Origin of the sequence: Enterococcus sp. DIV1758 (assembly GCF_051711985.1) — a bacterium.
In the GTDB taxonomy this organism is placed as follows: Bacteria; Bacillota; Bacilli; order Lactobacillales; family Enterococcaceae; genus Enterococcus; species Enterococcus faecalis.
Window position 1 is genome coordinate 808,056 of sequence record NZ_JBIOOA010000001.1, and the last position, 24,192, is coordinate 832,247.

26 protein-coding genes are annotated in these 24,192 nt (G+C 38.3%); 24 read left to right on the top strand and 2 right to left on the bottom strand.

From position 1 onward, the window contains the following. Positions 1–97 precede the first annotated feature (97 nt). From IGJ52_RS04065 to recN, 11 genes are all read left to right on the top strand, one after another. Complete coding sequence (locus IGJ52_RS04065) at positions 98–1,162, top strand: M24 family metallopeptidase (RefSeq protein WP_002391500.1); 1,065 nt, start codon at positions 98–100, stop codon at positions 1,160–1,162. A 13-nt stretch (positions 1,163–1,175) separates the two neighbouring features. Further along, positions 1,176–1,496 (top strand): MazG nucleotide pyrophosphohydrolase domain-containing protein, encoded by a 321-nt coding sequence (locus IGJ52_RS04070; protein ID WP_002355872.1) that lies wholly within the window; start codon positions 1,176–1,178, stop codon positions 1,494–1,496. A 332-nt stretch (positions 1,497–1,828) separates the two neighbouring features. Next, the gene (locus IGJ52_RS04075; protein WP_002355874.1) at positions 1,829–2,260 is read left to right on the top strand and encodes an Asp23/Gls24 family envelope stress response protein; all 432 of its coding nucleotides are present in this window, start codon (positions 1,829–1,831) and stop codon (positions 2,258–2,260) included. Then, the gene (gene nusB / locus IGJ52_RS04080; RefSeq protein WP_002355875.1) at positions 2,253–2,705 is read left to right on the top strand and encodes a transcription antitermination factor NusB; all 453 of its coding nucleotides are present in this window, start codon (positions 2,253–2,255) and stop codon (positions 2,703–2,705) included. The genes IGJ52_RS04075 and nusB overlap by 8 nt, the downstream gene beginning before the upstream one ends. A gap of 103 nt (positions 2,706–2,808) precedes the next feature. Beyond that, positions 2,809–3,654, top strand: a complete 846-nt coding sequence (locus IGJ52_RS04085) for a bifunctional methylenetetrahydrofolate dehydrogenase/methenyltetrahydrofolate cyclohydrolase (RefSeq protein ID WP_002355876.1) — start codon at positions 2,809–2,811, stop codon at positions 3,652–3,654. Positions 3,655–3,663: 9 nt separating this feature from the next. Beyond that, on the top strand, positions 3,664–5,010 hold the full coding sequence (gene xseA / locus IGJ52_RS04090) for an exodeoxyribonuclease VII large subunit (RefSeq protein WP_086281014.1): 1,347 nt from the start codon (positions 3,664–3,666) through the stop codon (positions 5,008–5,010). Position 5,011: 1 nt separating this feature from the next. Then, on the top strand, positions 5,012–5,242 hold the full coding sequence (locus IGJ52_RS04095; protein ID WP_002383396.1) for an exodeoxyribonuclease VII small subunit: 231 nt from the start codon (positions 5,012–5,014) through the stop codon (positions 5,240–5,242). After that, on the top strand, positions 5,242–6,123 hold the full coding sequence (locus IGJ52_RS04100; protein ID WP_002355879.1) for a polyprenyl synthetase family protein: 882 nt from the start codon (positions 5,242–5,244) through the stop codon (positions 6,121–6,123). The genes IGJ52_RS04095 and IGJ52_RS04100 overlap by 1 nt, the downstream gene beginning before the upstream one ends. A gap of 13 nt (positions 6,124–6,136) precedes the next feature. Continuing rightward, positions 6,137–6,952 carry a TlyA family RNA methyltransferase gene (locus tag IGJ52_RS04105; RefSeq protein ID WP_176944810.1) on the top strand — a complete coding sequence of 272 codons (816 nt, stop codon included), beginning with the start codon at positions 6,137–6,139 and terminating at the stop codon, positions 6,950–6,952. 138 nt (positions 6,953–7,090) lie between these two features. Beyond that, the gene (locus IGJ52_RS04110; protein ID WP_002358881.1) at positions 7,091–7,540 is read left to right on the top strand and encodes an arginine repressor; all 450 of its coding nucleotides are present in this window, start codon (positions 7,091–7,093) and stop codon (positions 7,538–7,540) included. A 17-nt stretch (positions 7,541–7,557) separates the two neighbouring features. Next, positions 7,558–9,231, top strand: coding sequence for a DNA repair protein RecN (gene recN / locus IGJ52_RS04115; RefSeq protein WP_192444944.1), 1,674 nt, complete (start codon positions 7,558–7,560; stop codon positions 9,229–9,231). Positions 9,232–9,321: 90 nt separating this feature from the next. Here recN and IGJ52_RS04120 read toward each other — a convergent pair whose 3' ends face one another. Then, the gene (locus tag IGJ52_RS04120) at positions 9,322–9,432 is read right to left on the bottom strand and encodes a DUF4044 domain-containing protein (RefSeq protein WP_002383399.1); all 111 of its coding nucleotides are present in this window, start codon (positions 9,430–9,432) and stop codon (positions 9,322–9,324) included. Between the two features lie 67 nt (positions 9,433–9,499). Continuing rightward, on the bottom strand, positions 9,500–10,465 hold the full coding sequence (locus IGJ52_RS04125) for a magnesium transporter CorA family protein (RefSeq protein WP_002383400.1): 966 nt from the start codon (positions 10,463–10,465) through the stop codon (positions 9,500–9,502). 244 nt (positions 10,466–10,709) lie between these two features. On the opposite strand from IGJ52_RS04125, the gene IGJ52_RS04130 reads away from it, so the two are divergent. From IGJ52_RS04130 to IGJ52_RS04190, 13 genes are all read left to right on the top strand, one after another. Next, positions 10,710–11,102, top strand: a complete 393-nt coding sequence (locus IGJ52_RS04130; protein WP_002383401.1) for a DUF3397 domain-containing protein — start codon at positions 10,710–10,712, stop codon at positions 11,100–11,102. Between the two features lie 233 nt (positions 11,103–11,335). Beyond that, complete coding sequence (mraZ, locus tag IGJ52_RS04135; protein WP_002383402.1) at positions 11,336–11,821, top strand: division/cell wall cluster transcriptional repressor MraZ; 486 nt, start codon at positions 11,336–11,338, stop codon at positions 11,819–11,821. Positions 11,822–11,835: 14 nt separating this feature from the next. Next, positions 11,836–12,792: a 16S rRNA (cytosine(1402)-N(4))-methyltransferase RsmH gene (gene rsmH / locus IGJ52_RS04140; RefSeq protein ID WP_010710705.1), complete on the top strand. Its 957-nt coding sequence runs from the start codon at positions 11,836–11,838 to the stop codon at positions 12,790–12,792. A gap of 16 nt (positions 12,793–12,808) precedes the next feature. After that, the gene (gene ftsL, locus IGJ52_RS04145; RefSeq protein WP_002358883.1) at positions 12,809–13,216 is read left to right on the top strand and encodes a cell division protein FtsL; all 408 of its coding nucleotides are present in this window, start codon (positions 12,809–12,811) and stop codon (positions 13,214–13,216) included. Then, the gene (locus tag IGJ52_RS04150; protein ID WP_002383404.1) at positions 13,216–15,444 is read left to right on the top strand and encodes a penicillin-binding protein; all 2,229 of its coding nucleotides are present in this window, start codon (positions 13,216–13,218) and stop codon (positions 15,442–15,444) included. The genes ftsL and IGJ52_RS04150 overlap by 1 nt, the downstream gene beginning before the upstream one ends. A gap of 26 nt (positions 15,445–15,470) precedes the next feature. Further along, entirely contained in the window at positions 15,471–16,436 is a 966-nt protein-coding gene (gene mraY / locus IGJ52_RS04155) for a phospho-N-acetylmuramoyl-pentapeptide-transferase (RefSeq protein WP_002355894.1), read from the top strand. Between the two features lie 22 nt (positions 16,437–16,458). Continuing rightward, on the top strand, positions 16,459–17,829 hold the full coding sequence (gene murD / locus IGJ52_RS04160; RefSeq protein WP_208772277.1) for a UDP-N-acetylmuramoyl-L-alanine--D-glutamate ligase: 1,371 nt from the start codon (positions 16,459–16,461) through the stop codon (positions 17,827–17,829). A 4-nt stretch (positions 17,830–17,833) separates the two neighbouring features. Next, positions 17,834–18,925, top strand: a complete 1,092-nt coding sequence (murG, locus tag IGJ52_RS04165) for an undecaprenyldiphospho-muramoylpentapeptide beta-N-acetylglucosaminyltransferase (RefSeq protein ID WP_002355896.1) — start codon at positions 17,834–17,836, stop codon at positions 18,923–18,925. An 8-nt stretch (positions 18,926–18,933) separates the two neighbouring features. Next, positions 18,934–20,058 (top strand): cell division protein FtsQ/DivIB, encoded by a 1,125-nt coding sequence (locus tag IGJ52_RS04170; protein ID WP_438791928.1) that lies wholly within the window; start codon positions 18,934–18,936, stop codon positions 20,056–20,058. 173 nt (positions 20,059–20,231) lie between these two features. Further along, positions 20,232–21,554 (top strand): cell division protein FtsA, encoded by a 1,323-nt coding sequence (gene ftsA / locus IGJ52_RS04175; RefSeq protein WP_438791929.1) that lies wholly within the window; start codon positions 20,232–20,234, stop codon positions 21,552–21,554. Positions 21,555–21,580: 26 nt separating this feature from the next. After that, a complete protein-coding gene (gene ftsZ / locus IGJ52_RS04180) occupies positions 21,581–22,813 on the top strand; it encodes a cell division protein FtsZ (protein ID WP_002355899.1) in 1,233 nt (410 codons plus the stop codon). 16 nt (positions 22,814–22,829) lie between these two features. After that, positions 22,830–23,507: a YggS family pyridoxal phosphate-dependent enzyme gene (locus IGJ52_RS04185; protein WP_002358890.1), complete on the top strand. Its 678-nt coding sequence runs from the start codon at positions 22,830–22,832 to the stop codon at positions 23,505–23,507. Positions 23,508–23,520: 13 nt separating this feature from the next. After that, complete coding sequence (locus IGJ52_RS04190; RefSeq protein ID WP_010713807.1) at positions 23,521–24,165, top strand: cell division protein SepF; 645 nt, start codon at positions 23,521–23,523, stop codon at positions 24,163–24,165. Positions 24,166–24,192 lie beyond the last annotated feature (27 nt).

The window sequence follows — 24,192 nt, forward strand, 5'->3', positions numbered from 1 at the left end:
CAGTAAACTTTCTCGATGAAGTTTTTTGGTGATTCATGCTTTTCTGAAGTAAATTTGCTATAATGAAAAATGAGAAAAAAGAAAGAAGGTCGAACCAATGATGGCAAGAGTCGAAAAGCTACGGGAGTTAATGAAAGAAAATAATTTACAAGGATTTTTAGTGACAAGTCCGTATAATTTACGTTATTTAACCAATTTTACTGGGACAACAGGCTTGGCAATGATTACATTAGATAAAGCTTTTTTTGTAACGGATTTTCGTTATACGGAACAAGCTGCGGAACAAGCAACTGGTTTTACTATCGTTAAAAACACAGGACATATTTTTGACGAAGTAGCAGATTTAGCTGAACGGTTGCAATTAGATAATTTAGCTTTTGAAGAAACGCAAGTTAGTTTCGCTGATTATAGCTTATTGGAAGAAATTTTACCATGTGAATTAGTTCCTGTAATGGGTTTGATTGAAGAATTAAGAGAAGTGAAAGATGAAGAAGAAGTAGCGATTATTGAAAAAGCGTGTGCCATCGCGGATCAAGGATTTGCCTTTGTCTTAGAGATGATTAAACCTGGAATGACAGAGATTGAAGTGGCTAATCAATTAGATTTCTTCATGCGTTCAAAAGGAGCCAGTGGTGTTTCTTTTGAGACAATTGTGGCCAGCGGTCTACGTTCGGCGATGCCACATGGCGTTGCTAGCCATAAAGTCATCGAAAAAGGTGAGTTAATCACTTTAGATTTCGGTTGTTATTATGAAGGCTATGTTTCTGATATGACACGGACATTTGCCATTGGTAGTATTCAGCCAAAACTAAAAGAAATTTATGACATTGTTTTAGAAGCACAATTAAAAGTGTTAGCAGAAGCTAAACCTGGGTTGACGGGCATTCAATTAGATGCGATTGCACGGGATCATATTGCTTCCTATGGCTATGGCGATGCGTTTGGTCACAGCACTGGTCATGGCATTGGGTTAGAAATTCATGAAGGACCAAATGTTTCATTCCGCGCAGATAAACAGTTTGTACCAGGGAATGTGATTACGGACGAACCTGGAATTTATTTGCCAGGAATTGGTGGCGTGCGTATTGAGGACGATTTATTGATTACTGCTGAAGGTAATCGTGTATTAACACATGCGCCAAAAGAATTAATCATTTTATAAAGGTTGGGAGAACATGGATATCCAAGAGTATCAGCGGTTTATTAGTGCGTTTTATAAAAAACGTAACTGGTATCAATATGATCCGTTTATTCGTTCCAACTTTTTAACAGAAGAAGTCGGCGAAGTTTGTCGGGCCATTCGGACAATTGAAATTGGCCGTGATCGACCGGATGAAACAGTTTTGGCGGATGAAGAGAATCTGGAAAATTTAACGGAAGAGTTAGGCGATGTGTTGGATAATTTATTTATTTTAGCCGATAAATATGACATCTCTTTAGAAATGATTATGCAAAAGCATCGGACGAAACTAATGGAACGTTATCCTGAAGAATAAAGATGTAAAAATAAGAAAGCCAAAATTACTTGGTCTTTCTTATTTTTACGTCTAAAGGCTTGGATTAGAAATTTATGACAAGAAATTATCTGTTCTTTTAGTCAGAACTTAGCTTTTCTGGTAGCGAAATAGGCTAATTAATGATAAACTAAGAACGAGTATTGATAAGCAAAATTTGGACGTTCTTTCACAACTAACTGAAGAAACCAGTGTTGTTTTAATTTTTAAGAATCATCCGTTGCTTAAAAGAGAATCCTTAAGAGACTTAGTGATTCATCAAATAAATCGTTTATTTAACGATTTTGTGCGTAATAGATAAGGAGGACAACCAAATGTCAGAAGAAAAAAATCTTGTAATCAATGCAAACGATTCTTTAGGAGAAATCGTGATCGCTCCTGAAGTCATTGAAGTAATTATCGGAATCGCTGCTTCAAAAGTAGAGGGCGTTTATGGGATGCGTGGCACGTTCGCCAATAATGTGAATGAATTATTAGGCCGTGCAGCACACGGCAAAGGTGTATATTTACGAACAGAAGAAGAAGGCTTAAAAGTCGATATCTATTGTTACTTGAACTACGGTGTTTCTGTGCCAAAAGTTGCGTTAGAAATGCAAGACCGTGTGAAACAACAAGTCTTATTTATGACAGATATTGATTTAGTTGAAGTGAATATTCATGTTGTAGCGGTAGTACCTGAAAAAATCCCTCAACCAGACTTAAATGAATTATTCCCAGAAGATGAAGATGGAGAAGAGAATGAGTAAAACAGAATTAACCCGTCACGAGATTCGTGAAAAAGCGCTCCAAGCCCTTTTTCCTTTAGATTTTAATGCTGATTTAACCAAACAAGATGCCATTGATTATGCATTGGCTTATGATAATCGGGAAATCGTCAGTGAAGATGGCGAAGACCTAGTTCCTACGTATTTAGATTTACTTGTCGGTGGTGTGTGTAGCCGCAAAGCAGAATTAGATGAAGTAATTACGAACCATTTAGGTAATAACTGGTCTATGCAACGCTTAGCAAAAATAGATATTGTTATTTTACGCTTAGCTATTTTTGAAATGCTATACGTTTCAGATGTGCCAAACATTGTGGCATTAAATGAAGCCGTTGAGTTAAGTAAAAAATACAGCGACGACCGTTCACGTAAATTTGTTAATGGTGTGTTATCAAATGTAATGAAAGAAATTGATTCAGAGGCGTAAGCTCTGAATCTTTTTTTACTATCTAACTGGTGTTAAGATACTGGGTTATATGCTAAAATAAATACTATTAAAGAAGTAAAGAAACAATAGAGGGAGCGAAGGAATGAGTACAGTAATTAACGGTCGTGAATTAGCAGATCAAATGCAAGCAGAGATTCAAAAAGATGTAGAAAAGATGACACAACAAGGCATCCAACCAGGATTAGTTGTTTTATTAGTTGGGGAAAATCCTGCCAGCCAAACGTATGTGAGAAATAAAGAACGTGCAGCAGCCAAAATTGGCATTCTGTCAAAGGTCGAAAAACTGCCAGAAACTATTTCAGAAGAAGAATTATTGGCTGAGATTGACAAATATAATCAAGATTCACGCTTTCATGGCATTCTTGTACAACTACCTTTGCCAAAACATATTGATGAAGAAAAGATTTTATTAGCAATTGATCCCAAAAAAGATGTAGATGGGTTCCATCCAATGAATTTAGGCCGTTTGTTTGTAGGCAAACCTGAAATGATTCCTTGCACACCGTATGGAATTATGAAGATGTTTGAAGCCTATGATATTGATTTAACAGGTAAACGTGCGGTGGTTATCGGTCGAAGCAATATTGTTGGCAAGCCAATGGCACAATTATTGTTAATGAAAAATGCGACCGTGACGATTGCCCATTCTAAAACTGAACATTTAGCAGAAGTTGCAAAAGAAGCGGATATTTTAGTTGTAGCAATTGGACGCGGGCATTTTGTCACCAAAGAGTTCGTGAAACCAGGTGCGGTAGTGATTGATGTGGGTATGAATCGCAATCAAGAAGGAAAATTGATTGGTGATGTAGCATTCGATGAAGTTTCTGAAATTGCAAGCTATATCACACCAGTTCCCAAAGGTGTTGGCCCAATGACGATTACCATGTTAATGTATCAAACAGTCGAGGCAGCAAAAAAACAAAAGTAAGGTGAAAAAATGACGCAACAGTATTTAACAGTAACAGCCTTAACGAAGTATTTAAAACGTAAATTTGATGCAGACCCTTACTTAGGACGTGTCTATTTAACAGGTGAAATTTCGAACTTTCGCTTCCGAGCGAACGCGCATCAGTACTTCAGTTTAAAAGATGATCATGCGAAGATTTCTGCAATTATGTTTAAATCAGCCTTTCAAAAATTGAAGTTTCAACCAAAAGAAGGCATGAAAGTCATGGTGGTGGGGCGGATTTCGCTTTATGAAAACAGCGGCTCCTATCAAATTTATATTGAACATATGGAACCAGATGGTGTCGGTGCACTTTATCAAGCATTGGCAGAATTAAGAGAAAAACTAGGAAAAGAAGGACTTTTTGAAGGGCCTAAACAACAGTTGCCTCGTTATCCCAAACGAATCGCTGTGGTTACAAGTCCTAGTGGTGCTGTCATTCGGGATATCATTACGACAGTCAAAAGACGGTACCCGATTGCACAACTGGTCCTTTTTCCAACCTTGGTCCAAGGCGAGCAGGCGGCGGATGACATTGTGCGGAACATTCAGCGAGCCGATGCGCAAGGCGATTTTGATACGATGATCATCGGCCGTGGCGGTGGTTCAATCGAGGATTTATGGCCATTTAATGAAGAAAAAGTGGCTCGAGCCATTCATGCTGCCACCACACCGATTATTTCATCGGTTGGTCACGAAACAGATGTGACAATTGCCGATATGGTAGCAGATGTTCGTGCTGCAACGCCAACGGCAGCAGCGGAACTAGCGGTACCAGTTTTAAATGAAGAACTATTAAGAATTAGTGAACGGCGTAGTCGTTTAGAACAAAGCTTTTTATATCTCTTACAACAACGAACAGAACGTTTCCAACGACTACAAAACTCTTATGTGTTTAAGCAACCTGAGCGACTTTATGAAGGTCAAACGATTAAATTAGATCGAATGACGCAACGTCTTTTCCAAGCAATGACAACGATTCATCACCAAAAACAACATCAAGCCCAAGTGATTATCGCTCAATTGCAACAACAGACACCAAAGGGACAATTAAGAGAAAGTCAGCAACAGTTGGCATTTTTACAACGAAACTTGCAAACACAAATGACACAATTGTTCCTAAACAAACAAAAGCAATTCACGTCTGCTGTTCAACAATTAGACTTACTCAGCCCACTCAAAATTATGGGTCGAGGATATAGTTATACTACAAAAGAGGACCGTGTCGTTAAAACTGTTACCGAGTTACAGCCAGCAGATCAATTAACGATTCATTATGCTGACGGTACAGTTCAAGCAAACGTCGAAACAATAACAGCGAAAAAAGAGGAGTTTTAACATGCCAGCAAAAGAAAAAACGTTTGAAGAATCATTAAATGCCTTAGAAGAAATCGTTCAGCGCTTAGAACGAGGAGATGTTCCTTTGGAAGAAGCCTTAGTTGCCTTTCAAGAGGGCATGGCATTAAGTAAACAATGTCAAGATACATTGGAAAAAGCGGAAAAAACTTTAACGAAAATGATGACAGAAAACAATGAAGAAATTGTTTTTGAAGAGAGCGAGGAAGCGTAATGACGAATTTTAGTCAACAGCATTTACCGTTGGTTGAAAAAGTCATGGTCGATTTTATCGCAGAATATACTGAAAATGAGCGTTTGAAAGAAGCAATGCTCTACTCAATACACGCAGGTGGCAAACGATTACGCCCGCTATTAGTGCTAACAACAGTGGCCGCTTTTCAAAAAGAGATGGAAACACAAGACTATCAAGTGGCTGCCTCTTTAGAGATGATTCATACGTATTCATTAATTCATGATGATTTACCAGCAATGGATGATGATGATTTACGTCGTGGCAAACCAACCAATCACAAAGTGTTTGGTGAAGCGACTGCCATTTTAGCAGGGGACGGCTTATTAACAGGCGCATTTCAGTTACTTTCTTTGAGCCAATTAGGCTTAAGTGAAAAAGTTTTACTGATGCAACAACTGGCAAAGGCAGCGGGGAATCAAGGCATGGTTGCTGGCCAAATGGGTGATATTGAAGGAGAAAAAGTCAGCTTGACTTTAGAAGAGTTAGCGGCTGTTCATGAAAAGAAAACCGGAGCGCTAATTGAATTCGCCTTAATTGCTGGGGGCGTATTAGCCAATCAAACAGAAGAAGTCATTGGTTTACTGACACAGTTTGCGCATCACTATGGCTTGGCTTTTCAAATTCGTGATGACTTATTAGATGCCACAAGTACAGAAGCAGATTTAGGTAAAAAAGTAGGCCGAGATGAAGCGTTGAATAAAAGTACGTATCCAGCTCTTTTAGGGATTGCCGGTGCGAAAGATGCGCTAACACATCAATTAGCAGAGGGCAGCGCTGTTTTAGAAAAAATCAAAGCAAATGTTCCCAACTTTTCAGAAGAACATTTAGCAAACTTGTTAACTCAGTTACAATTGAGATAGAAAGAAGGCACTTATGAAAAAAGAACGCGTCGATGTCTTGGCGTTTAATCAAGGACTATTTGAAACACGAGAAAAAGCAAAACGCAGCGTGATGGCTGGTTTGGTTTACAATGATAAAAATGAACGTTTAGATAAACCAGGGGAAAAAATTTCTGTGGAGACACCCTTACATACTAAGGGCCAAGTAATGCCTTATGTTTCTCGTGGGGGCTTAAAACTAGAGAAGGCACTAAATGTTTTTGCAATCAACGTTCAAGGCAAAACAATGCTAGATATTGGTTCCTCCACAGGTGGTTTTACCGATGTCGCTTTACAAAATGGGGCTCGTTTGAGTTACGCTTTAGATGTTGGCTATAACCAACTAGCATGGAAAATTCGGCAAGATGAACGCGTGGTGGTAATGGAACGTACCAATTTTCGCTATAGTAAACCTGAAGATTTCACCGAAGGGGTGCCGGATATTGCAACGATTGATGTTTCCTTTATTTCATTACGCTTAATTTTGCCACCTCTCCATGATATTTTGAAAAAAGGTGGTAGTGTGGTGGCGTTAATTAAGCCACAATTCGAAGCTGGCAAAGAGTTTGTTGGGAAAAAAGGAATCGTGCGTGATCCAGAAACCCATCAAATGGTTGTGGAAGAAATCACACGCTTTGCCATGAATAACGGTTATGATGTGAAAAACTTAGATTTTTCACCAATCACTGGTGGCGAAGGAAACATTGAATTTTTGGCACATTTAGTTTCTGTTGATGGGGAAGGATCCTATCAAGCGACAGAATCCATTGAAGAAGTTGTCGCGCATGCGCATCAAAAATTAGCGGAATGATGAGAAAAGTTAGAAGAAAGAAGTGGACGCCTACGGGTGAAAGCTTCTTTTTTGTATAAATCTAGTAATTCATCTTTTAAAATGCATAAAAATAAGCTATGATGAGGGCAAGAGTAAACTGAAAAGGAGAGCGGCGCCATGAGAAAGCAAGATAGACACCGTTTAATTACACGTTTATTGACTGAAAAAAATATTCAAAAGCAAGAAGATTTTGTCAACTATTTACAAGAAAAGGGCGTAGCTGTTACACAAGCAACGATTTCTCGCGACATTAAAGATATGAAACTGATTAAAGTTCCTTCTGCAGAAGGGGGTTATCGATATAGCCTTCCATTAGAGACACAAGCTAATACGAGTGCTAAACTTGCAAAGCTTTTAAAAGATGCCTTTGTAGCTGCAGAACAAATGGAAAAATATGTCGTATTACGAACCATTCCTGGCAATGCAGCGGCGTGTGGTAGTTTAATCGAAAAGAATTACCAAGAGAAACTTTTTGCCGTCATCAACGATGATGATAGTGTCCTCATGATTGCACGAACTGAGGAGGCGGCAGAAAAACTTCATAAAGAGCTGTTAAGCTATCTATAAAGAATGAGGTGAACAAGATGTTACAAGAACTTTCCGTGAAAAATTTTGCGATTATCTCTTCGTTACAATTAGAGTTTCAAATGGGTATGACCGTTTTAACGGGAGAAACGGGTGCGGGGAAATCCATCATTATTGATGCAATGGGATTACTCACAGGCGGACGCGGCTCCAGTGACTATATTCGTCAAGGAGCAAATAAATGCACCTTGGAAGGACTTTTTTCAATGCCGAAAAGTCAGGAATTAAAGCAATTATTAGAAGAATTAGGTATTGAAACAGAAGAAGATTCTTTAGTGATTCAACGAGATATTTCCGCTTCTGGTAAAAATGTTTGCCGTGTCAACGGACGAATTGTCAACATTACTAATTTAAAAAGAATTGGGGAATATTTAGTAGATATTCATGGCCAAAACGAACATCAAGAATTGATGCAAAGTGAACGCCATATTGATATGTTAGATGAATTTGGTGGGAAAAAACTTTTAACAGTCAAAGAAAAATATACACGGGCATATCAAGAGTATCGCGCACTCGAAGCCAAAGTCAGAAAGCGACAAAAAAATGAAAAAGAATTTGCCCAAAGAATGGACATGCTTCATTTTCAAAGTGATGAAATTGCTAGTGCACAGTTAGTCGCTGGCGAAGAAGAACAATTGCTAGAAGAACGCAATAAACTGAACAATTTTCAAAAGATTGCTGATGCACTGACGATTAGTTATGCCGCGCTAAATGGTGAAGACGATAGTAGCTTGGATAAAATCGGAACAAGTATGAATGAACTCGCTTCGATTGAATCCCTTGATCCAGAATACAAAACATTGTCAGATACTGTTCAAAATGCTTACTACTTACTACAAGAAGCTAGTGGAGATCTTTCTAGGTTGATTGATGGCTTAGAACTAGACGAAGGTCGCTTGAATGAAGTAGAAAATCGTTTGGAATTAATCCGTCAAATGAAACGTAAATATGGCGATTCAATTGAAACGATTTTATCTTACTATGAAGAAATTACCAAAGAGTTAGCAGAGGCTGATTTTTTGGAAGGTGGTACAGGTGACTTAGAAGCGTTGCTTGCAGAGAAACAACAAGTCGCTCATCAACAAGCGTTAGCTTTACGAAAAGAACGAAAGCGCCTAGCCAAAGAGCTTGAACAACAAATTTTAACCGAATTAAAAGAACTATATTTGGAGCGAACGGAATTTGAAGTCCGCTTTACAGAACTTGAGCATTTACAAGAAAATGGTTTAGACGGAGTAGAATTTTATATTACTACTAACCCAGGGGAACCATTAAAACCGTTAGTTCGGGTGGCTTCTGGCGGAGAACTTTCGCGAGTGATGCTGGCTATGAAAACAATCTTTTCTCAAACGCAAGGGATCACTAGTATTGTTTTTGATGAAGTGGATACAGGAGTCAGTGGCCGAGTAGCACAGGCGATTGCCGATAAAATTTATCAGATTTCAGAAAATTCGCAGGTGTTGTGTATCACGCACTTGCCCCAAGTGGCGGCCGTTGCCGATGAACATTATTTTATTGAAAAAGAAATCGTGGCGGGTCGGACAGAAACAAGCGTCCGAATTTTATCTGAAAAAGAGCGAGTAAACGAAATTGCGCGTATGCTCGCAGGAAGTGAAATTACGAAATTAACCATTGAACATGCACAAGAGCTGTTAGCGATGGCGAAAAAATAGCCGCTCTATTTGAGCAAGTAAAAAAACAGCCCCTTCAATTGATAGAAGGGGCTGTTTTTTTACTTTTAATGTGTGAAAAAGTTCTCCAGTTTAAAGACTAAGAATTGCTGTTAAAACAGTTGAACCTACAATTGCGATCAGCATTAGCCAAACCACGACTTTCGTGATTTTTGAAAAGCGACTTTGTTCTTTGTCGTTCATAAATGACACGTCCTTTTTAATTTCTGCTAATAGTGTACAACCTTTTCCTGAAAACAGCAACCTAAAGTTATAAGAGATTCTTTTTCTTTAAAATTCGAATACTAATTACGCAGATTAAGGTAGTGATAGCAAAAATAATCCAAAAAGAATATTCATGCTCTGCAAAAGGGAGTTTCACATTCATGCCGTAGATTCCTCCGATGATGGTCGGGATGGTTAGGACAATTGTTAAGGATGTTAAAATTTTCATGACATTATTTAAGTTATTTGAAACGATTGCTGAAAAAGTATTACTAATGTTATCAACTAATTTTAGTTGTATTTTAGTCGTATTTAGTCCTTGTTCTAGTTCAATCAAAATATCCCTTAAAAATGGCAAATGTTTTTCTGGATGATTAAAAATTTCAGCGCTATATAAACGTTTTAATACTTTTAAATTATCCGTTAAAGCTGCTTCGAAATAAACTAGACTTTTTTGAATGTCCATAATCTGATACAATTGACTATTTTCTGTGGCTACTTGGAGCTCTCCTTCAAGTTTGTTGGTTTGTTGGATAAGTGCTTGTAAGTTTTTATTGAAGGAAAGGGCCATCTTCCATGAAAGGGCTAAAATTAAGGCCTTTTCGATAGAAAGATCTTGATGCGTGAACGCCTCTTTTTGAATCCCATGAACGATGTCGTTAGGCCCATTGCTAACAGTAATTAGTTTGTTATCGACGGTTGCGATTAAAGCAATCGGCACCGTTTCTACTTGCAGATAGCCACTAGGACTGATACTAGCTTTGGGATAACGAAATAAAAGTAACGTAGGCGTTTGTAATTTTTCGTGGCGGAAACCTTCCACTCGAGCATTTTCTTCATCATCTAAAACGCCGGTAAGATAATCTGTTGGTAAGTGGTATTGATTGACGAGACGCTCGATTTCTTCTTCCGTAGGAGATTCTACCGAAATCCAACTTAGGGCTTCATCGTCTGGTGAACAAGGTTCAAAATAGTCATTTTTCAATAATAAATAATTAATCAAAAGATTCACCCCGAATCAACATTTTTTGTTCTAAATCCATTATAATAGAAGTATGACACAATACGAGAAGAAAAGCTTATAAAAAACATTCAAAAATAAGTGGCCGCGATAGGTGAGGCCTCGTTTTGAAAATGGTTTGATAAGTAATCCGTTTTTTATATGAAAAAGCAAGCAAAAAGGGCTTTTAGCACATATATTTAAACGAAATGAAACATCTGTGTAACGTTGATGAAGTATAGTTATAGCAGGTGGAATGAAAGGATTTGTTGAGAGAATGGTGTCGTTTTCGGCAATAATGTTATTTTGGTATATTTTTCCGGTAATTGTGCTCTTTGCGTGCAATTTTCTCGTGTCCACTTTTTCCCTAACGGAACGTTGGAAAATAAAAGCACCGGATTTGGCCATTCCGTTTTTATTCATAGGGATCCATGAGTTATCCAAAGATAGTTATGATGAATCGATTATGCCGTATTTTGTGATTTCTATTTTGTTATTAGGAGTCGCTGTTGCCCTGTTTCAAGCTTATTATTATGGAGAGATTTTATATAGACGATATTTCAAGATGTTTTGGCGGTTGACGTTTTTACTAACGTTTGTGTTGTATGTGTTGCTTATCTTGCTAAATATCAGTCATTATCTACTGTAATAAAGCGTGGAGACAATAGGGGAAATACGCTGTGGGAAAATGTCCCCCACAACTCCCCACTCCGTGGGGTTTTTTTGTTATTTTGGGGGTTATTTGATAAAAAACATAGTAAAAACCTTGTTATAATAACATTTTTTGTTGGATGATGCTTGTTACATAAAACCCTGTAAATATTACAGAAATTTTAAATAACAGTTAAAAAATAGAAGTTTTTAGATTTATAGTGGTAGAAAGTGGTGGGATGTGGTAGACTTGTTCTATCAAGTGGAAAAGCGGGTGTATTGGCTATGCTTATGGGTGAATACCAACATAATATCGATGCCAAAGGCCGCCTAATCGTTCCATCAAAGTTTCGTGAGGAACTTGGTGAAAAATTTGTGGTAACGAGAGGGATGGATGGCTGTTTATTTGGTTATCCTTTAAATGAATGGTCACAACTTGAAGCAAAACTTCAAGAAATGCCCTTAGCTAAGAAAGATGCACGTACCTTTGTGCGATTCTTTTATTCCGCTGCAACTGAATGTGAGATTGATAAGCAAGGTCGTATCAATATTCCGGCGAATTTACGAACACATGCCAGTTTAGAAAAAGGCTGTGTTGTTATCGGCGTCTCTAACCGAATTGAAATTTGGAGTGACGAACGTTGGCATGCATTCTCTGATGAAGCTGAAGAAAACTTTGATGAATTAGCAGAAACAATGATTGATTTTGGATTTTAGGAATGAGGCAAATGATGACTGAAGAATTTCGCCATTACACCGTTCTTTTAAAAGAAACAGTGGATGGATTACAAGTGAAGCCGGATGGCGTATACGTAGATTGCACACTCGGTGGTGCCGGACATAGTGAATACTTACTGACACAATTGAATGAGCACGGTCATTTATATGCCTTTGATCAAGACCAAAAAGCGTTGGCACATGCTAAGACTCGTTTGCAGAAATATGTAGACAAAGGTCAAGTGACCTTCATCAAATCAAATTTTAGAAATATTAAAGAAGAATTGGCAGAACACGGGGTGTTCCATGTTGATGGAATTCTATACGATTTAGGTGTTTCGTCACCACAATTAGATGAAGCAGAACGTGGTTTTAGCTATCATCAAGACGCGCCCTTAGATATGCGCATGGATCAAGACGCACCCTTGACGGCTCGCGAAGTGGTGAATACGTATAGCTATGGTGAGTTAGTAAAAATTTTCTTTCGTTATGGGGAAGAGAAATTTTCGAAACAGATTGCTCGAGAAATTGAACGTGTTCGCGAAAAGCAACCAATTGAAACAACAGGTGAACTCGTTGAGATTATTAAGACGGCGATTCCAGCTCCAGCAAGACGCAAAGGTGGACATCCTGCAAAACGAATTTTCCAAGCAATTCGCATTGCCGTTAATGATGAATTAGGGGCAGTTGAAGAGTCGCTAGAACAAGCAATTGATTTGCTAGCGAAAAATGGCAGAATCAGTGTGATTACGTTCCATTCGTTAGAAGATCGTATTGTTAAAACAATGTTTAAAGAATACAGTACGGTACAAGATTTGCCACCAGGCATTCCAGTGGTACCAGAAGAATTTCAACCAGAATTAAAAGTAATTACCAGAAAACCAATTTTACCAAGTGACAGTGAGTTATCTGAGAATAATCGTTCACGAAGTGCGAAGTTACGCATTGCCGAAAAAATAAAATCTAGTTAGAGAGAGGGGTAGACACATGGCTGAATTGAAGAAAGTAAATGATTTCCATTATGAAGCACCAGAAATGGATCAGCCAACTGTGGCAACAGAGCAAGACAGAAAAATGCAAGAGGAAACACTCCCTGTCCCCACTCTATTACCCAAAAAGAAACTAAAAAATGTCTCTTTGCTAGAAAAATTAATCGGTGTTGTATTAGTTTGTGCAACGATTGGTATTGCAATTGCGACAATTCAAGTAAGAACGACAATTGTCCAAACCATGAACGATATTACAGAAACACAAGCAGTCATTAAAGAAAAGGAAGATAACGCTTTGAAATTGGAACAAGAAAGAAGCGAACTTTCTAAATCAGATCGAATCAAAGATGTCGCTAAAAAACAAGGGCTAGAAAATAACGGCGACAATGTTAGGACTGTTAAATAATGAGTAAAAGACATAAATTTAAACAATTCATGAAAAAGAAAAACTTAAATCCGATGAACAATCGTAAAAAAGTAGGCATCATTTTATTCGCTACGAGTATTGGATTGTTCTTTTTATTTGCCTTTAGAACGACATACATTGTGGCAACAGGAAAAGTAGCCGGTGTCTCACTAAAGGAAAAAACAGCTTCTTTATATGAAGGAAGCCAAGTGGTAAAAGCTAAGCGAGGATCAATTTTAGATCGATATGGTAATCCAATCGCAGAAGATGCTACCTCCTACTCGTTATATGTTGTATTATCAAAAAAATATACGGGACAAAATAATGAAAAGCTATATGCTGAGAAAAAAGACTTCGATGATATTGCTGAAATTTTAGCGAAATATACCAAACTAGACAAAAAAACAGCATTGAAATACTTGAATAATGGGATCCATGAAGATGGGTCAACACAATATCAAGTGGAGTTTGGTGCAGGTGGTCAAAACATTACCTTGGAAACACGCCAAAAAATTGAAGCAGATTTGAAAAAGAAAAAAATCTCAGGTGTTTATTTCAATGAACATCCAGCCAGATTATATCCCAATGGGCAGTTTGCTTCTCACTTTATTGGCTATACGAAAGCAGCCAATCCAGATGATGATAAAGAAGGCTTAGTAGGCGCAATGGGACTAGAACAGACCTATAATGATATTTTAAGCGGAACCGATGGCCGTGTATATTTTGAAAAAGATATTTATGGCAATGCCTTACCAGGAACTGTGGCGGAAGAGAAAAAAGCAGTGGATGGTCAAGATATTTACACAACGCTGGATAGTCGCTTGCAAAATACCTTAGAAGATTTAATGACGCAAGTTAATGAAAAATATGAACCAGTTTCTATGACTGCCATGTTAATGGAAGCAAAAACAGGCGAAATTGTTGCCATGTCTCAACGGCCAACATTTAATCCTGAAACGAAACAAGGGTTAGATGATAATGGCACGTGGCAGAACCTATTAGTTGAAAGTCCTTATGAACCAGGCTCAACAATCAAATTATTTACAACAGCTGCTTCTATGGAACAAGGACAGTTTAATCCTAATGAATTATTCAATCGTGTTGGTGGAATTCAAGTTGGGGATGTAACTGTGAATGACCATGACTACACTCGGTTGAACGGCAAAGAATATTTGAATTATCGTCAAGCCATTTCTTGGTCTAGTAATATTGGTATGGTAAAACTAGAACAAAAAATGGGTGATGAAAAATGGATGGAGTATTTGAAAAAATTTGGTTTTGGTACGAGCACGCATTCAGGTTTAAGTGGTGAATCTGCTGGTAAATTGCCAGGAACAAACTTTGTAGATAGAGCAATGTCGGCATTTGGTCAAGCAATTACGGTTACTAATTTCCAAATGATGAAAGGTTTCTCAGCTATTGCAAATGACGGTTCAATGTTGCAACCTCATTACATCAGCAAAATTGTTGACAAAAATACAGGAAAAGAAACGATTACGGAACCACAAATCGTAGGAACCCCAATCAAAGCGCAAACAGCTCAACAGATTCGTACGTACATGATTGATACTGTTGAAGACCCGACTTACGGGATTGCGTATGATATTTATAAAGTACCAGGCTATCATGTTGCTGCCAAAACAGGAACTGCCCAGATTTCAGATGGTAAAGGGTACGTTGATGGAGCAAGTCAAGTCTTGTCTTCTGTAGTGGAAATGGTCCCAGCGGATAATCCTGAATATGTTTTGTATATTACACTTAGACAAGCAAAATCAGGTTCGCCTTCAGAAGCAATGGCGGCAATTGCAAACCCATTAATGAAATTAGCGTTAGACATTAAAGAGACAGATCCGGAAACAACGAAAGTAGCTTCTGATAAAGTCACAGTTGCTGATTATAAAAACATGACGCCAGCGGAAGCGTTGGCCAATGCCAAAGTGAACGGGGTGGATCCTGTGATTATCGGCGATGGTGAAAAAATCAAGAAACAATCAACGCCGTCTGGTCAAACATTAATGCCTAATCAAAAATTGATTTTGATCACAAACGGAACGAACTATATGCCTGATTTAACCGGCTGGTCGAAGAGCGATGTTACCAAGTTTGGCGATCTATTAGGTTTGACTGTCGAGTTTAAAGGTGAAGGCTATGTGACGAAACAAAGTATCGCTGCTGAAACTGAAATTACGGAGAAAAAATTAACCGTGACTTTAGAAGGCACAGAATAATAACGTAGAATATTAGGAGAGATAACATGGAGTGGACACAGATTTTTATTCCCATAGTGGTGAGTTTTGCCATTACAGTGAGCGTAATGCCACTATTCATTGGCTATTTTCAAATGAAAAAACAAGGGCAGGTTACTCGTGAAGATGGCCCAACTTGGCATAGCGTGAAAACAGGTACCCCTACAATGGGGGGAGTCGTTTTCCTTGTAGCCAGCTTGATTACTTCATTAGCAATGGGGTTGTTTTTTCACCAATTTACGCCGTCTCTACTAATTATTCTATTTATTTTAGTATTATACGGTTTGCTAGGTTATTTAGATGATTTCATAAAAGTCTTTAAAAAACGGAACATGGGCTTGAACTCTCGTCAAAAATTAATTGGTCAAATTTTTGGTGGGTTGGTTTTCTACTTTGTTTATCGAAGTGAAGGCTTTTCAGACACCTTAGATTTGTTTGGAGTAGCAGAAGTTCCGTTAGGTATTTTTTATGGCGTGTTTATTATTTTTTGGTTAGTCGGTTTTTCTAATGCCGTGAACTTGACAGATGGAATTGATGGCTTAGTTGCTGGTTTAGGAACAATTTCATTTGGTACTTATGCAATTATTGCCTGGAAACAACAACAATTTGATGTTGTGATTATCTGCCTAAGTGTGATTGGTGGGCTGATTGGCTTTTTCCCTTATAATAGAAAACCAGCAAAAATCTTCATGGGTGATGTTGGTTCATTAGCATTAGGTGGATTGTTAGCAGCAATTTCAATTATTTTGCATCAAGAATGGACGCTACTTTTAATTGGACTTGTCTACGTTTGTGAAACAGCAAGTGTTATTTTACAAGTTGCTTCATTTAAATTATTTGGTCGACGGATTTTTAAAATGTCACCAATTCATCACCATTTTGAAATGTGTGGTTGGTCTGAATGGAAAATTGATTTTGTCTTTTGGTCTGTCGGTTTAATCTGTTCAGGAATCACATTATGGATTCTTTTCTAATCTATCAAAGGGGAAATTGACAATGAAAAAAATAACAACCTATCAAAACAAAAAAGTGTTGGTTTTAGGACTAGCTAAAAGTGGTGTCAGCGCAGCGAAACTCTTACATGAGTTAGGTGCGCTCGTTACCGTTAATGACGCAAAACAATTTGATCAAAACCCTGACGCCCAAGATTTATTAACCTTGGGTATTCGTGTTGTTACAGGAGGGCATCCAATTGAATTGTTGGATGAAGAATTTGAACTAATCGTTAAAAATCCTGGTATTCCTTATACAAACCCACTTGTGGCAGAAGCACTAACTCGGAAAATTCCTATCATAACTGAGGTGGAATTAGCAGGTCAAATTGCGGAATGTCCAATTGTCGGCATTACGGGCACCAATGGCAAAACAACCACGACCACGATGATTGGTTTATTGCTAAACGCTGACAGAACGGCTGGTGAGGCACGTTTGGCGGGAAATATTGGTTTTCCAGCGAGTACGGTGGCTCAAGAAGCAACAGCCAAGGATGATCTTGTGATGGAACTTTCTAGTTTTCAGTTAATGGGAATTGAGACGTTTCACCCACAAATTGCAGTAATTACAAATATTTTTGAGGCACACTTGGATTATCATGGTTCGCGGAAAGAATATGTTGCTGCAAAATGGGCCATTCAAAAAAACATGACCGCAGAGGACACCTTGATTTTAAATTGGAATCAAGTAGAGCTTCAAACGTTAGCTAAAACCACAGCAGCCAACGTATTGCCTTTTTCAACAAAAAAAGCAGTAGAAGGAGCTTATCTTTTAGATGGAAAATTATATTTCAATGAAGAATATATTATGCCCGCCGATGAGCTAGGGATTCCTGGCAGTCACAATATTGAAAATGCACTCGCAGCGATTTGTGTAGCTAAATTAAAAAATGTATCGAATGCTCAGATTAGACAAACTTTGAAAAACTTTTCGGGCGTTCCCCATCGAACGCAATTTGTTGGCGAAGTTCAGCAAAGACGTTTTTATAACGATTCAAAAGCAACCAATATTTTAGCTACAGAGATGGCGTTAAGTGGGTTTGACAACCAAAAGCTACTTTTACTTGCGGGTGGCTTGGATCGCGGTAACTCATTTGATGAATTGGTTCCTGCTCTGCTGGGACTCAAAGCAATTGTTTTATTTGGAGAAACCAAAGAAAAATTGGCGGAAGCTGCTAAAAAAGCGAACATTGAAACAATTTTATTTGCTGAAAATGTTCAAACGGCGGTTACCATTGCCTTTGATTATTCGGAAAAAGATGATACTATTTTACTATCACCTGCTTGCGCAAGTTGGGACCAATACCCGAATTTTGAAGTACGCGGGGAAGCCTTTATGCAAGCTGTTCAACAATTAAAAGAAAGTGAAATGTGAGAAAATGAAGATACTAGTAACTGGTGGTGGCACAGGTGGGCATATCTATCCTGCGTTATCCTTCGTCGAACACGTCAAAAAAGAAGCACCTGCAACAGAATTCTTGTATGTGGGAACAGAAAATGGTTTAGAAAGTCAAATTGTGCCAAAGGCGAAAATTCCATTTAAAACGATTAAAATTCAAGGATTCAAGCGTTCGCTGAGTCCTCAAAATTTTAAAACAATTTATTTATTTTTAACAAGTATTAATAAAGCAAAAAAAATTATTCGTGAATTTCAACCAGATGTGGTCATTGGTACAGGCGGTTATGTTTCTGGTGCAGTAGTTTATGCGGCCCACCAATTAAAAATACCGACAATTATTCATGAACAAAATAGTATCCCTGGAATGACAAATAAATTTTTAAGTCGTTATGTGGATAAAATTGCGATTTGTTTTCCGGATGTCGCTAGTTTTTTCCCGAAAGAAAAAACAATTTTGACAGGGAACCCGCGGGGACAAGAAGTCGTAACGGTGGAAAAGTCAGCTATTTTATCAGAGTTTGGCTTGGATCCAGCAAAGAAAACGGTGGTTTTATTTGGCGGAAGTCGTGGCGCCTTGAAAATCAATCAAGCGTTTGAACAGGCCTTTCCTTTGTTTGAAGAGAGAGAGTATCAAGTTTTATACGCTTCAGGAGAAAGATATTATCAGGAACTTCAAGAAAGTCTAAAGCTTTCTGAAAAGAAATTGACAAACATAAGTGTGCAACCGTATATTGATAAAATGGTTGAAGTGATGGCTAATACCGATTTAATGGTGGGACGTGCAGGAGCAACCTCAATTGCGGAGTTCACCGCATTAGGATTACCAGCAATTTTAATTCCGAGTCCTTACGTCACGAATGATCATCAAACGAAAAACGCGCAAAGCTTAGTAAAAGTTGGTGCTGTTGAAATGATTCCAGATGCAGAATTGACCGGCGCTCGTTTAGTTGCGGCAATTGATGATATTTTATTAAACAATGAAAAAAGACAACAGATGGCAACGGCGTCCAAAGGGGAAGGCATCCCAGATGCAAGTGATCGTTTGTATCAAGTTGTGAAAACGTTAGTCTGAGATAGGAGGTGTGGAAGATTAGTAACGAGAACGATATATTCAAAAAAAGAAAACCATTACCTCCAAAAAAATCGGAAGAGTCTCAACCTGAACTGACACCTTGGCAAAAACAAAACCAAGAATATTTGAAGAAGCAAGCGGAAGAAGCTGCTTCAAAAGGTGAAAACGAACAAGCAGAAGTCACCATCACTTTACAAGAACAAAGTCAAGAAGAGCCTCAACAACATCTTCCACAAGAAAAAGTGGAAGAAGAGGAGCATTTTGCAGATCGTTTACCGAACGTTAAGAAAACACGGAACAAGCGCTTATATAGGCGTTTAGCCTTTATTTTAACTTGTTTAGGGACAGCCATTTTAGTGGCATTGTATTTTGTTTCGCCTCTTAGTCGATTGAGTGAAGTAACAGTTTCAGGTAACAAAAGTGTGGAGAGTCAAGCGATTATTCAGCAGTCAAAACTTGAAACGGGCAGTGGCTTATGGGAGCAGTATTCAAATAGAAATTATTTTTCTGCAAATATTCAGAAAAAGTTTCCAATTATAAAAAAGGCGAACATTAAGTTAAATGGTATTAATTCATTTAAAATTGATATTCAAGAGTATCAAATTGTCGCTCTTGCTGCGACTAAAGGCGGCTATCATCCGATTTTAGAGAATGGTAAAACTTTGGCGGAAACCACCAAAGCTGCTGAAAGTGGCAAACCAATTTTTGAGAATTTCAAAGAGGATAAATTAATCCCTGAATTAATGGCCTCTTACAACAAATTACCTCAAGAAATTAAACAAGGAATTTCAGAAATTAAATATGCACCATCCAAAACCAATAAAGACTTGATTAATGTCTATATGAATGATGGAAATCGAGTGATTGTTAATATTTCTGATTTAAGTGAAAAAATGGCTTATTATTCACAAGTAGCCGAGCAAATGGACAAACCTGGAATCGTTGATATGGAAGTCGGCATTTTTTCTTATCCGTATGAAAAAGAAAGTGAAGAAACGGGCAGTGAAGTTTCCGAAGATTCAGCGGTTGAAAATCAAGAAGTTGCGGACCCAAATGCAGGCGTAGCAACGGATGAAGCGAATAACGGTACGCCGACAAATGGAGAAAATCAAGAAGTGCAACAAGCAGAATAAGTTTTTTACAAAAATGTTTCAAAAATTAACGAACAAATTCGTATAATCTGCTTTCTAAAACCCCCATTTTTATGGTAAAATTGGAAGAAGTGAATAATACTAAAAAAGAGATAGTTAAACGGACGCCTTTGTCCGCTTAGATATTGGAATTAATAGGAGGAGGAATTCCGTTCATGGCAAAAACAGGAATGTATGTAGGCCTCGATATTGGTACAACTTCTGTCAAAGTAGTTGTCGCTGAATATATTGAAGGTCAAATGAACATCATCGGCGTTGGAAATGCAAAATCAGACGGTTTGAATCGAGGGATTGTCGTCGATATTGATCAAACAGTTCAAGCAATCCAACGGGCCGTTCGACAAGCCGAAGAAAAAGCCGGCATTCAAATTAAAAGCGTAAATGTTGGATTACCAGCGAATTTATTAGAAGTAGAAAGCTGTCAAGGAATGATAGCTGTTAGCAGTGAATCAAAAGAAATTACAGATGAGGATGTGCGCAACGTCGCATCTGCAGCTTTGGTTCGTTCAACTCCTCCTGAACGTCAAATTGTTGCAATCTTACCGCAAGACTTTACCGTCGACGGCTTTGAAGGCATCAAAGACCCACGTGGAATGCTTGGCGTTCGCATGGAGATGTTTGGCGTTGTCTATACTGGACCAAAAACAATCATCCATAACATCCGTAAATGTGTTGAAAAAGCTGGCTTAGGAGTTAACGAATTAGTGATTACACCGCTTGCTTTAACAGAAACAATTTTAACAGATGGCGAAAAAGACTTTGGAACAATTGTCATTGATATGGGTGGCGGTCAAACAACGACATCTGTTATCCACGACAAACAATTGAAATTTACTCATGTTAACCAAGAAGGCGGCGAGTTCATCACGAAAGATATCTCAATCGTATTGAATACTTCTTTTAACAACGCCGAAGCCTTAAAAATTAATTATGGGGATGCTTATCCAGAAAGAACTTCAGCAAACGAAGAGTTTCCTGTTGATGTTATCGGTAAGTCAGAGCCTGTAAGAGTGGACGAACGTTACCTTTCAGAAATTATTGAAGCGCGTGTGGAACAAATTTTGAGAAAATCAAAAGAAGTTCTGGATGAAATTGATGCGTTTGAATTACCTGGAGGCGTTGTGTTAACTGGTGGCGCCGCTAGTATGCCAGGTATTGTCGATTTGGCGCAAGAGATTTTTGAAGCCAACGTAAAACTATACGTACCAAATCACATGGGCTTACGTAACCCAGTCTTTGCTAATGTCATTAGCATTGTGGAATATTCAGCGCAACTAAACGATATTTATCACATTGCCAAATATGCAATCCCTGGTGAAAAATCGAAACCAGCACAATCAGTCGCTGTCCAACAAGAAGTTCGCTATGACACATATGCTGAACAGCCTCAAGAAGAATACGAAGAATTCAACGAACGTGAGTCTGGTGAAAAAGTGACAGGCAAAATCAAAGACTTCTTCTCGAACATTTTCGACTAATCACACAAACAGGAGGATACGATATCATGGAATTTTCATTAGACAATAACATTAACAACGGTGCAGTCATTAAAGTTATCGGTGTAGGTGGCGGCGGCGGAAACGCTGTAAACCGTATGATCGAAGAAAACGTTAAAGGCGTGGAATTTATCACAGCCAATACAGACGTTCAAGCATTAAAACATTCAAAAGCAGAAACAGTGATTCAATTAGGCCCTAAATACACTCGTGGTTTAGGTGCCGGTTCACAACCTGAAGTTGGCCAAAAAGCTGCAGAAGAAAGTGAACAAGTGATTTCAGAATCATTACAAGGCGCGGATATGATTTTCATTACTGCTGGTATGGGTGGCGGAACTGGTACAGGTGCTGCCCCAGTAGTTGCAAAAATCGCTAAAGAATTAGGCGCTTTAACAGTTGGTGTAGTAACTCGTCCATTTAGTTTTGAAGGTCCAAAACGTGGTCGTTTTGCCGCTGAAGGAATTGCCTTATTAAAAGAAAACGTTGATACACTATTAATTATCTCAAACAACCGTTTATTAGAAGTCGTTGACAAGAAAACGCCAATGCTTGAAGCATTTAGAGAAGCTGATAATGTATTACGTCAAGGTGTTCAAGGGATTTCAGATTTAATCACTGCACCAGGTTACGTAAACTTGGACTTTGCTGACGTGAAAACAGTGATGGAAAACCAAGGAACAGCTTTAATGGGGATTGGTGTAGCGAGCGGCGAAGAACGCGTAATTGAAGCAACGAAAAAAGCTATTTCTTCACCATTGTTAGAAACATCAATCGATGGTGCGGAACAAGTCTTATTAAACATTACTGGTGGCTTAGATATGACCTTGTTTGAAGCACAAGATGCTTCAGATATCGTTACAAATGCTGCTTCAGGTGATGTGAACATCATCCTAGGTACATCAATCAACGAAGATTTAGGCGACGAAATTCGTGTAACAGTAATCGCTACAGGTATTGATGAATCAAAAAAGGATAGAAAACCGCACCGTCAAACAAGACAAGCGGTTCAACCAATGCAACAAACAACTCAATCTGTGGAAATGGATCAACCAAAATCACAAGAAGAAGCAAGTGCTTTTGGCGATTGGGATATTCGCAGAGAACAAAATACACGTCCAAAAGTTGACGAATCTTCATTAGAACAAGTAGACAAAAAAGAATTTGATACATTCCACCGTGAAGAACCAAATCACAATGATGACGAATTAAGTACGCCACCATTTTTCCGCAGAAAACGATAAGGAGCATCGATTAGAAATGATAGCTGAAAACTTAACAAATATTAATAATCAACTTCAGCTAGCATGTAAAAGCTCACAGCGCTCTGTTGCTGATGTGACAATGATTGGCGTTACTAAATCAGTAGGAATTGAGGAAGCAGCAGAGCTTGTTCAGCTTGGTGTCCAGAATTTAGCTGAAAACCGAGTAGATAAGTTACTAGAAAAGAAAGCTGGATTGGAAAAATTTAATGATATTCAGTGGCATTTAATTGGTAATTTACAACGTAGGAAGGTAAAATTAATTATTAATGAGATAGATTATTTTCATGCATTAGATAGTCTGAGTCTAGCCAAAGAAATTCAAAAAAGAGCAACGAAAGTTATTCGTTGTTTTGTTGAAGTGAATATAACTGGGGAAGAAAGCAAGCACGGCTTTCGTAAAGAAGACGTCTTACCTTTCATTCAAGAACTTGCTGATTTGGACAAAATTCAAATCGTCGGTCTAATGACTATGGCACCTTTTGGGGCAAGTGAAGAAGTATTACATGCAACATTTAGAGAATTAAAAGAGCTGCAAATGACCGTAAATGAGAAACATTTATCTTTTGCTCCTTGTACAGAACTTAGCATGGGAATGAGTAACGATTTCCCAATCGCAGTTGAAGAAGGTGCAACTTTTATACGAATCGGAACAGCGTTATTCAGAGATGCGTAAAGGAGAGGAATTTATGTCAATTTTTAACAAGGATGCGTTATCGAGCTTTTTTGGCTTATCTGGCGAAGAAGATGATTATTATGATAACTACGAAGAATATGAAGAGCGCAAAGCAGTTAATGAACCACCGCGTCGTGCGGCTCGGCCTAAACCACAACGCCCTGTTCAACAACAGGAAAGTTACAGTCAGCCAGCTTATACACAACAAAGTGAGCCTGTAGTTGAAAAACCTTCTGCACGCTATCGTTCTGCTGAAACGCATCAAGAAAGAGACACACAACAAGCTGCTTACACAGAGAAAAAAGTGGTTTCTATGCGTAGTTCTAATCAATCAGCGACTACGAATACAAGACGAGCACAAGAAAGCACCGCCAATGCAAAAACACATAAAATTACTATTATTGAACCACGTGTGTATTCAGAAGCAATGAGCATTGCGAAACATTTATTTGCTGAAGAAGCTGTGCTAGTTAATTTTACATTAGTAGAAGAAGACCAAGCACGACGCATCGTTGATTTCTTAACTGGTACTGTGTATGCTTTAGACGGAGATATTCAGCGCGTTGGCAATGAAATCTTCTTATGCACACCAGCGAATATGGAAATTGATAGTGCGACAGCACAATCTTTAGCCAACAAACAATTCTTTGATTTCTAAGCCTTAGGGAGGTGTTATTATCGCAAC

What these genes read in the sequence shown, in the direction of transcription:
- IGJ52_RS04130 (WP_002383401.1), top strand. Translation starts at nt 10,710, where the DNA reads ATGAAAGGATTTGTTGAGAGAATGGTGTCGTTTTCGGCAATAATGTTA.
- murG (WP_002355896.1), top strand. Translation starts at nt 17,834, where the DNA reads ATGAAGATACTAGTAACTGGTGGTGGCACAGGTGGGCATATCTATCCT.
- IGJ52_RS04120 (WP_002383399.1), bottom strand. Translation starts at nt 9,432, where the DNA reads ATGAACGACAAAGAACAAAGTCGCTTTTCAAAAATCACGAAAGTCGTG.
- IGJ52_RS04185 (WP_002358890.1), top strand. Translation starts at nt 22,830, where the DNA reads ATGATAGCTGAAAACTTAACAAATATTAATAATCAACTTCAGCTAGCA.
- recN (WP_192444944.1), top strand. Translation starts at nt 7,558, where the DNA reads ATGTTACAAGAACTTTCCGTGAAAAATTTTGCGATTATCTCTTCGTTA.
- IGJ52_RS04105 (WP_176944810.1), top strand. Translation starts at nt 6,137, where the DNA reads ATGAAAAAAGAACGCGTCGATGTCTTGGCGTTTAATCAAGGACTATTT.
- IGJ52_RS04110 (WP_002358881.1), top strand. Translation starts at nt 7,091, where the DNA reads ATGAGAAAGCAAGATAGACACCGTTTAATTACACGTTTATTGACTGAA.
- mraY (WP_002355894.1), top strand. Translation starts at nt 15,471, where the DNA reads ATGGAGTGGACACAGATTTTTATTCCCATAGTGGTGAGTTTTGCCATT.
- IGJ52_RS04150 (WP_002383404.1), top strand. Translation starts at nt 13,216, where the DNA reads ATGAGTAAAAGACATAAATTTAAACAATTCATGAAAAAGAAAAACTTA.
- IGJ52_RS04065 (WP_002391500.1), top strand. Translation starts at nt 98, where the DNA reads ATGATGGCAAGAGTCGAAAAGCTACGGGAGTTAATGAAAGAAAATAAT.
- ftsZ (WP_002355899.1), top strand. Translation starts at nt 21,581, where the DNA reads ATGGAATTTTCATTAGACAATAACATTAACAACGGTGCAGTCATTAAA.
- rsmH (WP_010710705.1), top strand. Translation starts at nt 11,836, where the DNA reads ATGACTGAAGAATTTCGCCATTACACCGTTCTTTTAAAAGAAACAGTG.
- IGJ52_RS04190 (WP_010713807.1), top strand. Translation starts at nt 23,521, where the DNA reads ATGTCAATTTTTAACAAGGATGCGTTATCGAGCTTTTTTGGCTTATCT.
- IGJ52_RS04075 (WP_002355874.1), top strand. Translation starts at nt 1,829, where the DNA reads ATGTCAGAAGAAAAAAATCTTGTAATCAATGCAAACGATTCTTTAGGA.
- murD (WP_208772277.1), top strand. Translation starts at nt 16,459, where the DNA reads ATGAAAAAAATAACAACCTATCAAAACAAAAAAGTGTTGGTTTTAGGA.
- IGJ52_RS04095 (WP_002383396.1), top strand. Translation starts at nt 5,012, where the DNA reads ATGCCAGCAAAAGAAAAAACGTTTGAAGAATCATTAAATGCCTTAGAA.
- IGJ52_RS04085 (WP_002355876.1), top strand. Translation starts at nt 2,809, where the DNA reads ATGAGTACAGTAATTAACGGTCGTGAATTAGCAGATCAAATGCAAGCA.
- IGJ52_RS04100 (WP_002355879.1), top strand. Translation starts at nt 5,242, where the DNA reads ATGACGAATTTTAGTCAACAGCATTTACCGTTGGTTGAAAAAGTCATG.
- nusB (WP_002355875.1), top strand. Translation starts at nt 2,253, where the DNA reads ATGAGTAAAACAGAATTAACCCGTCACGAGATTCGTGAAAAAGCGCTC.
- IGJ52_RS04070 (WP_002355872.1), top strand. Translation starts at nt 1,176, where the DNA reads ATGGATATCCAAGAGTATCAGCGGTTTATTAGTGCGTTTTATAAAAAA.
- ftsL (WP_002358883.1), top strand. Translation starts at nt 12,809, where the DNA reads ATGGCTGAATTGAAGAAAGTAAATGATTTCCATTATGAAGCACCAGAA.
- xseA (WP_086281014.1), top strand. Translation starts at nt 3,664, where the DNA reads ATGACGCAACAGTATTTAACAGTAACAGCCTTAACGAAGTATTTAAAA.
- ftsA (WP_438791929.1), top strand. Translation starts at nt 20,232, where the DNA reads ATGGCAAAAACAGGAATGTATGTAGGCCTCGATATTGGTACAACTTCT.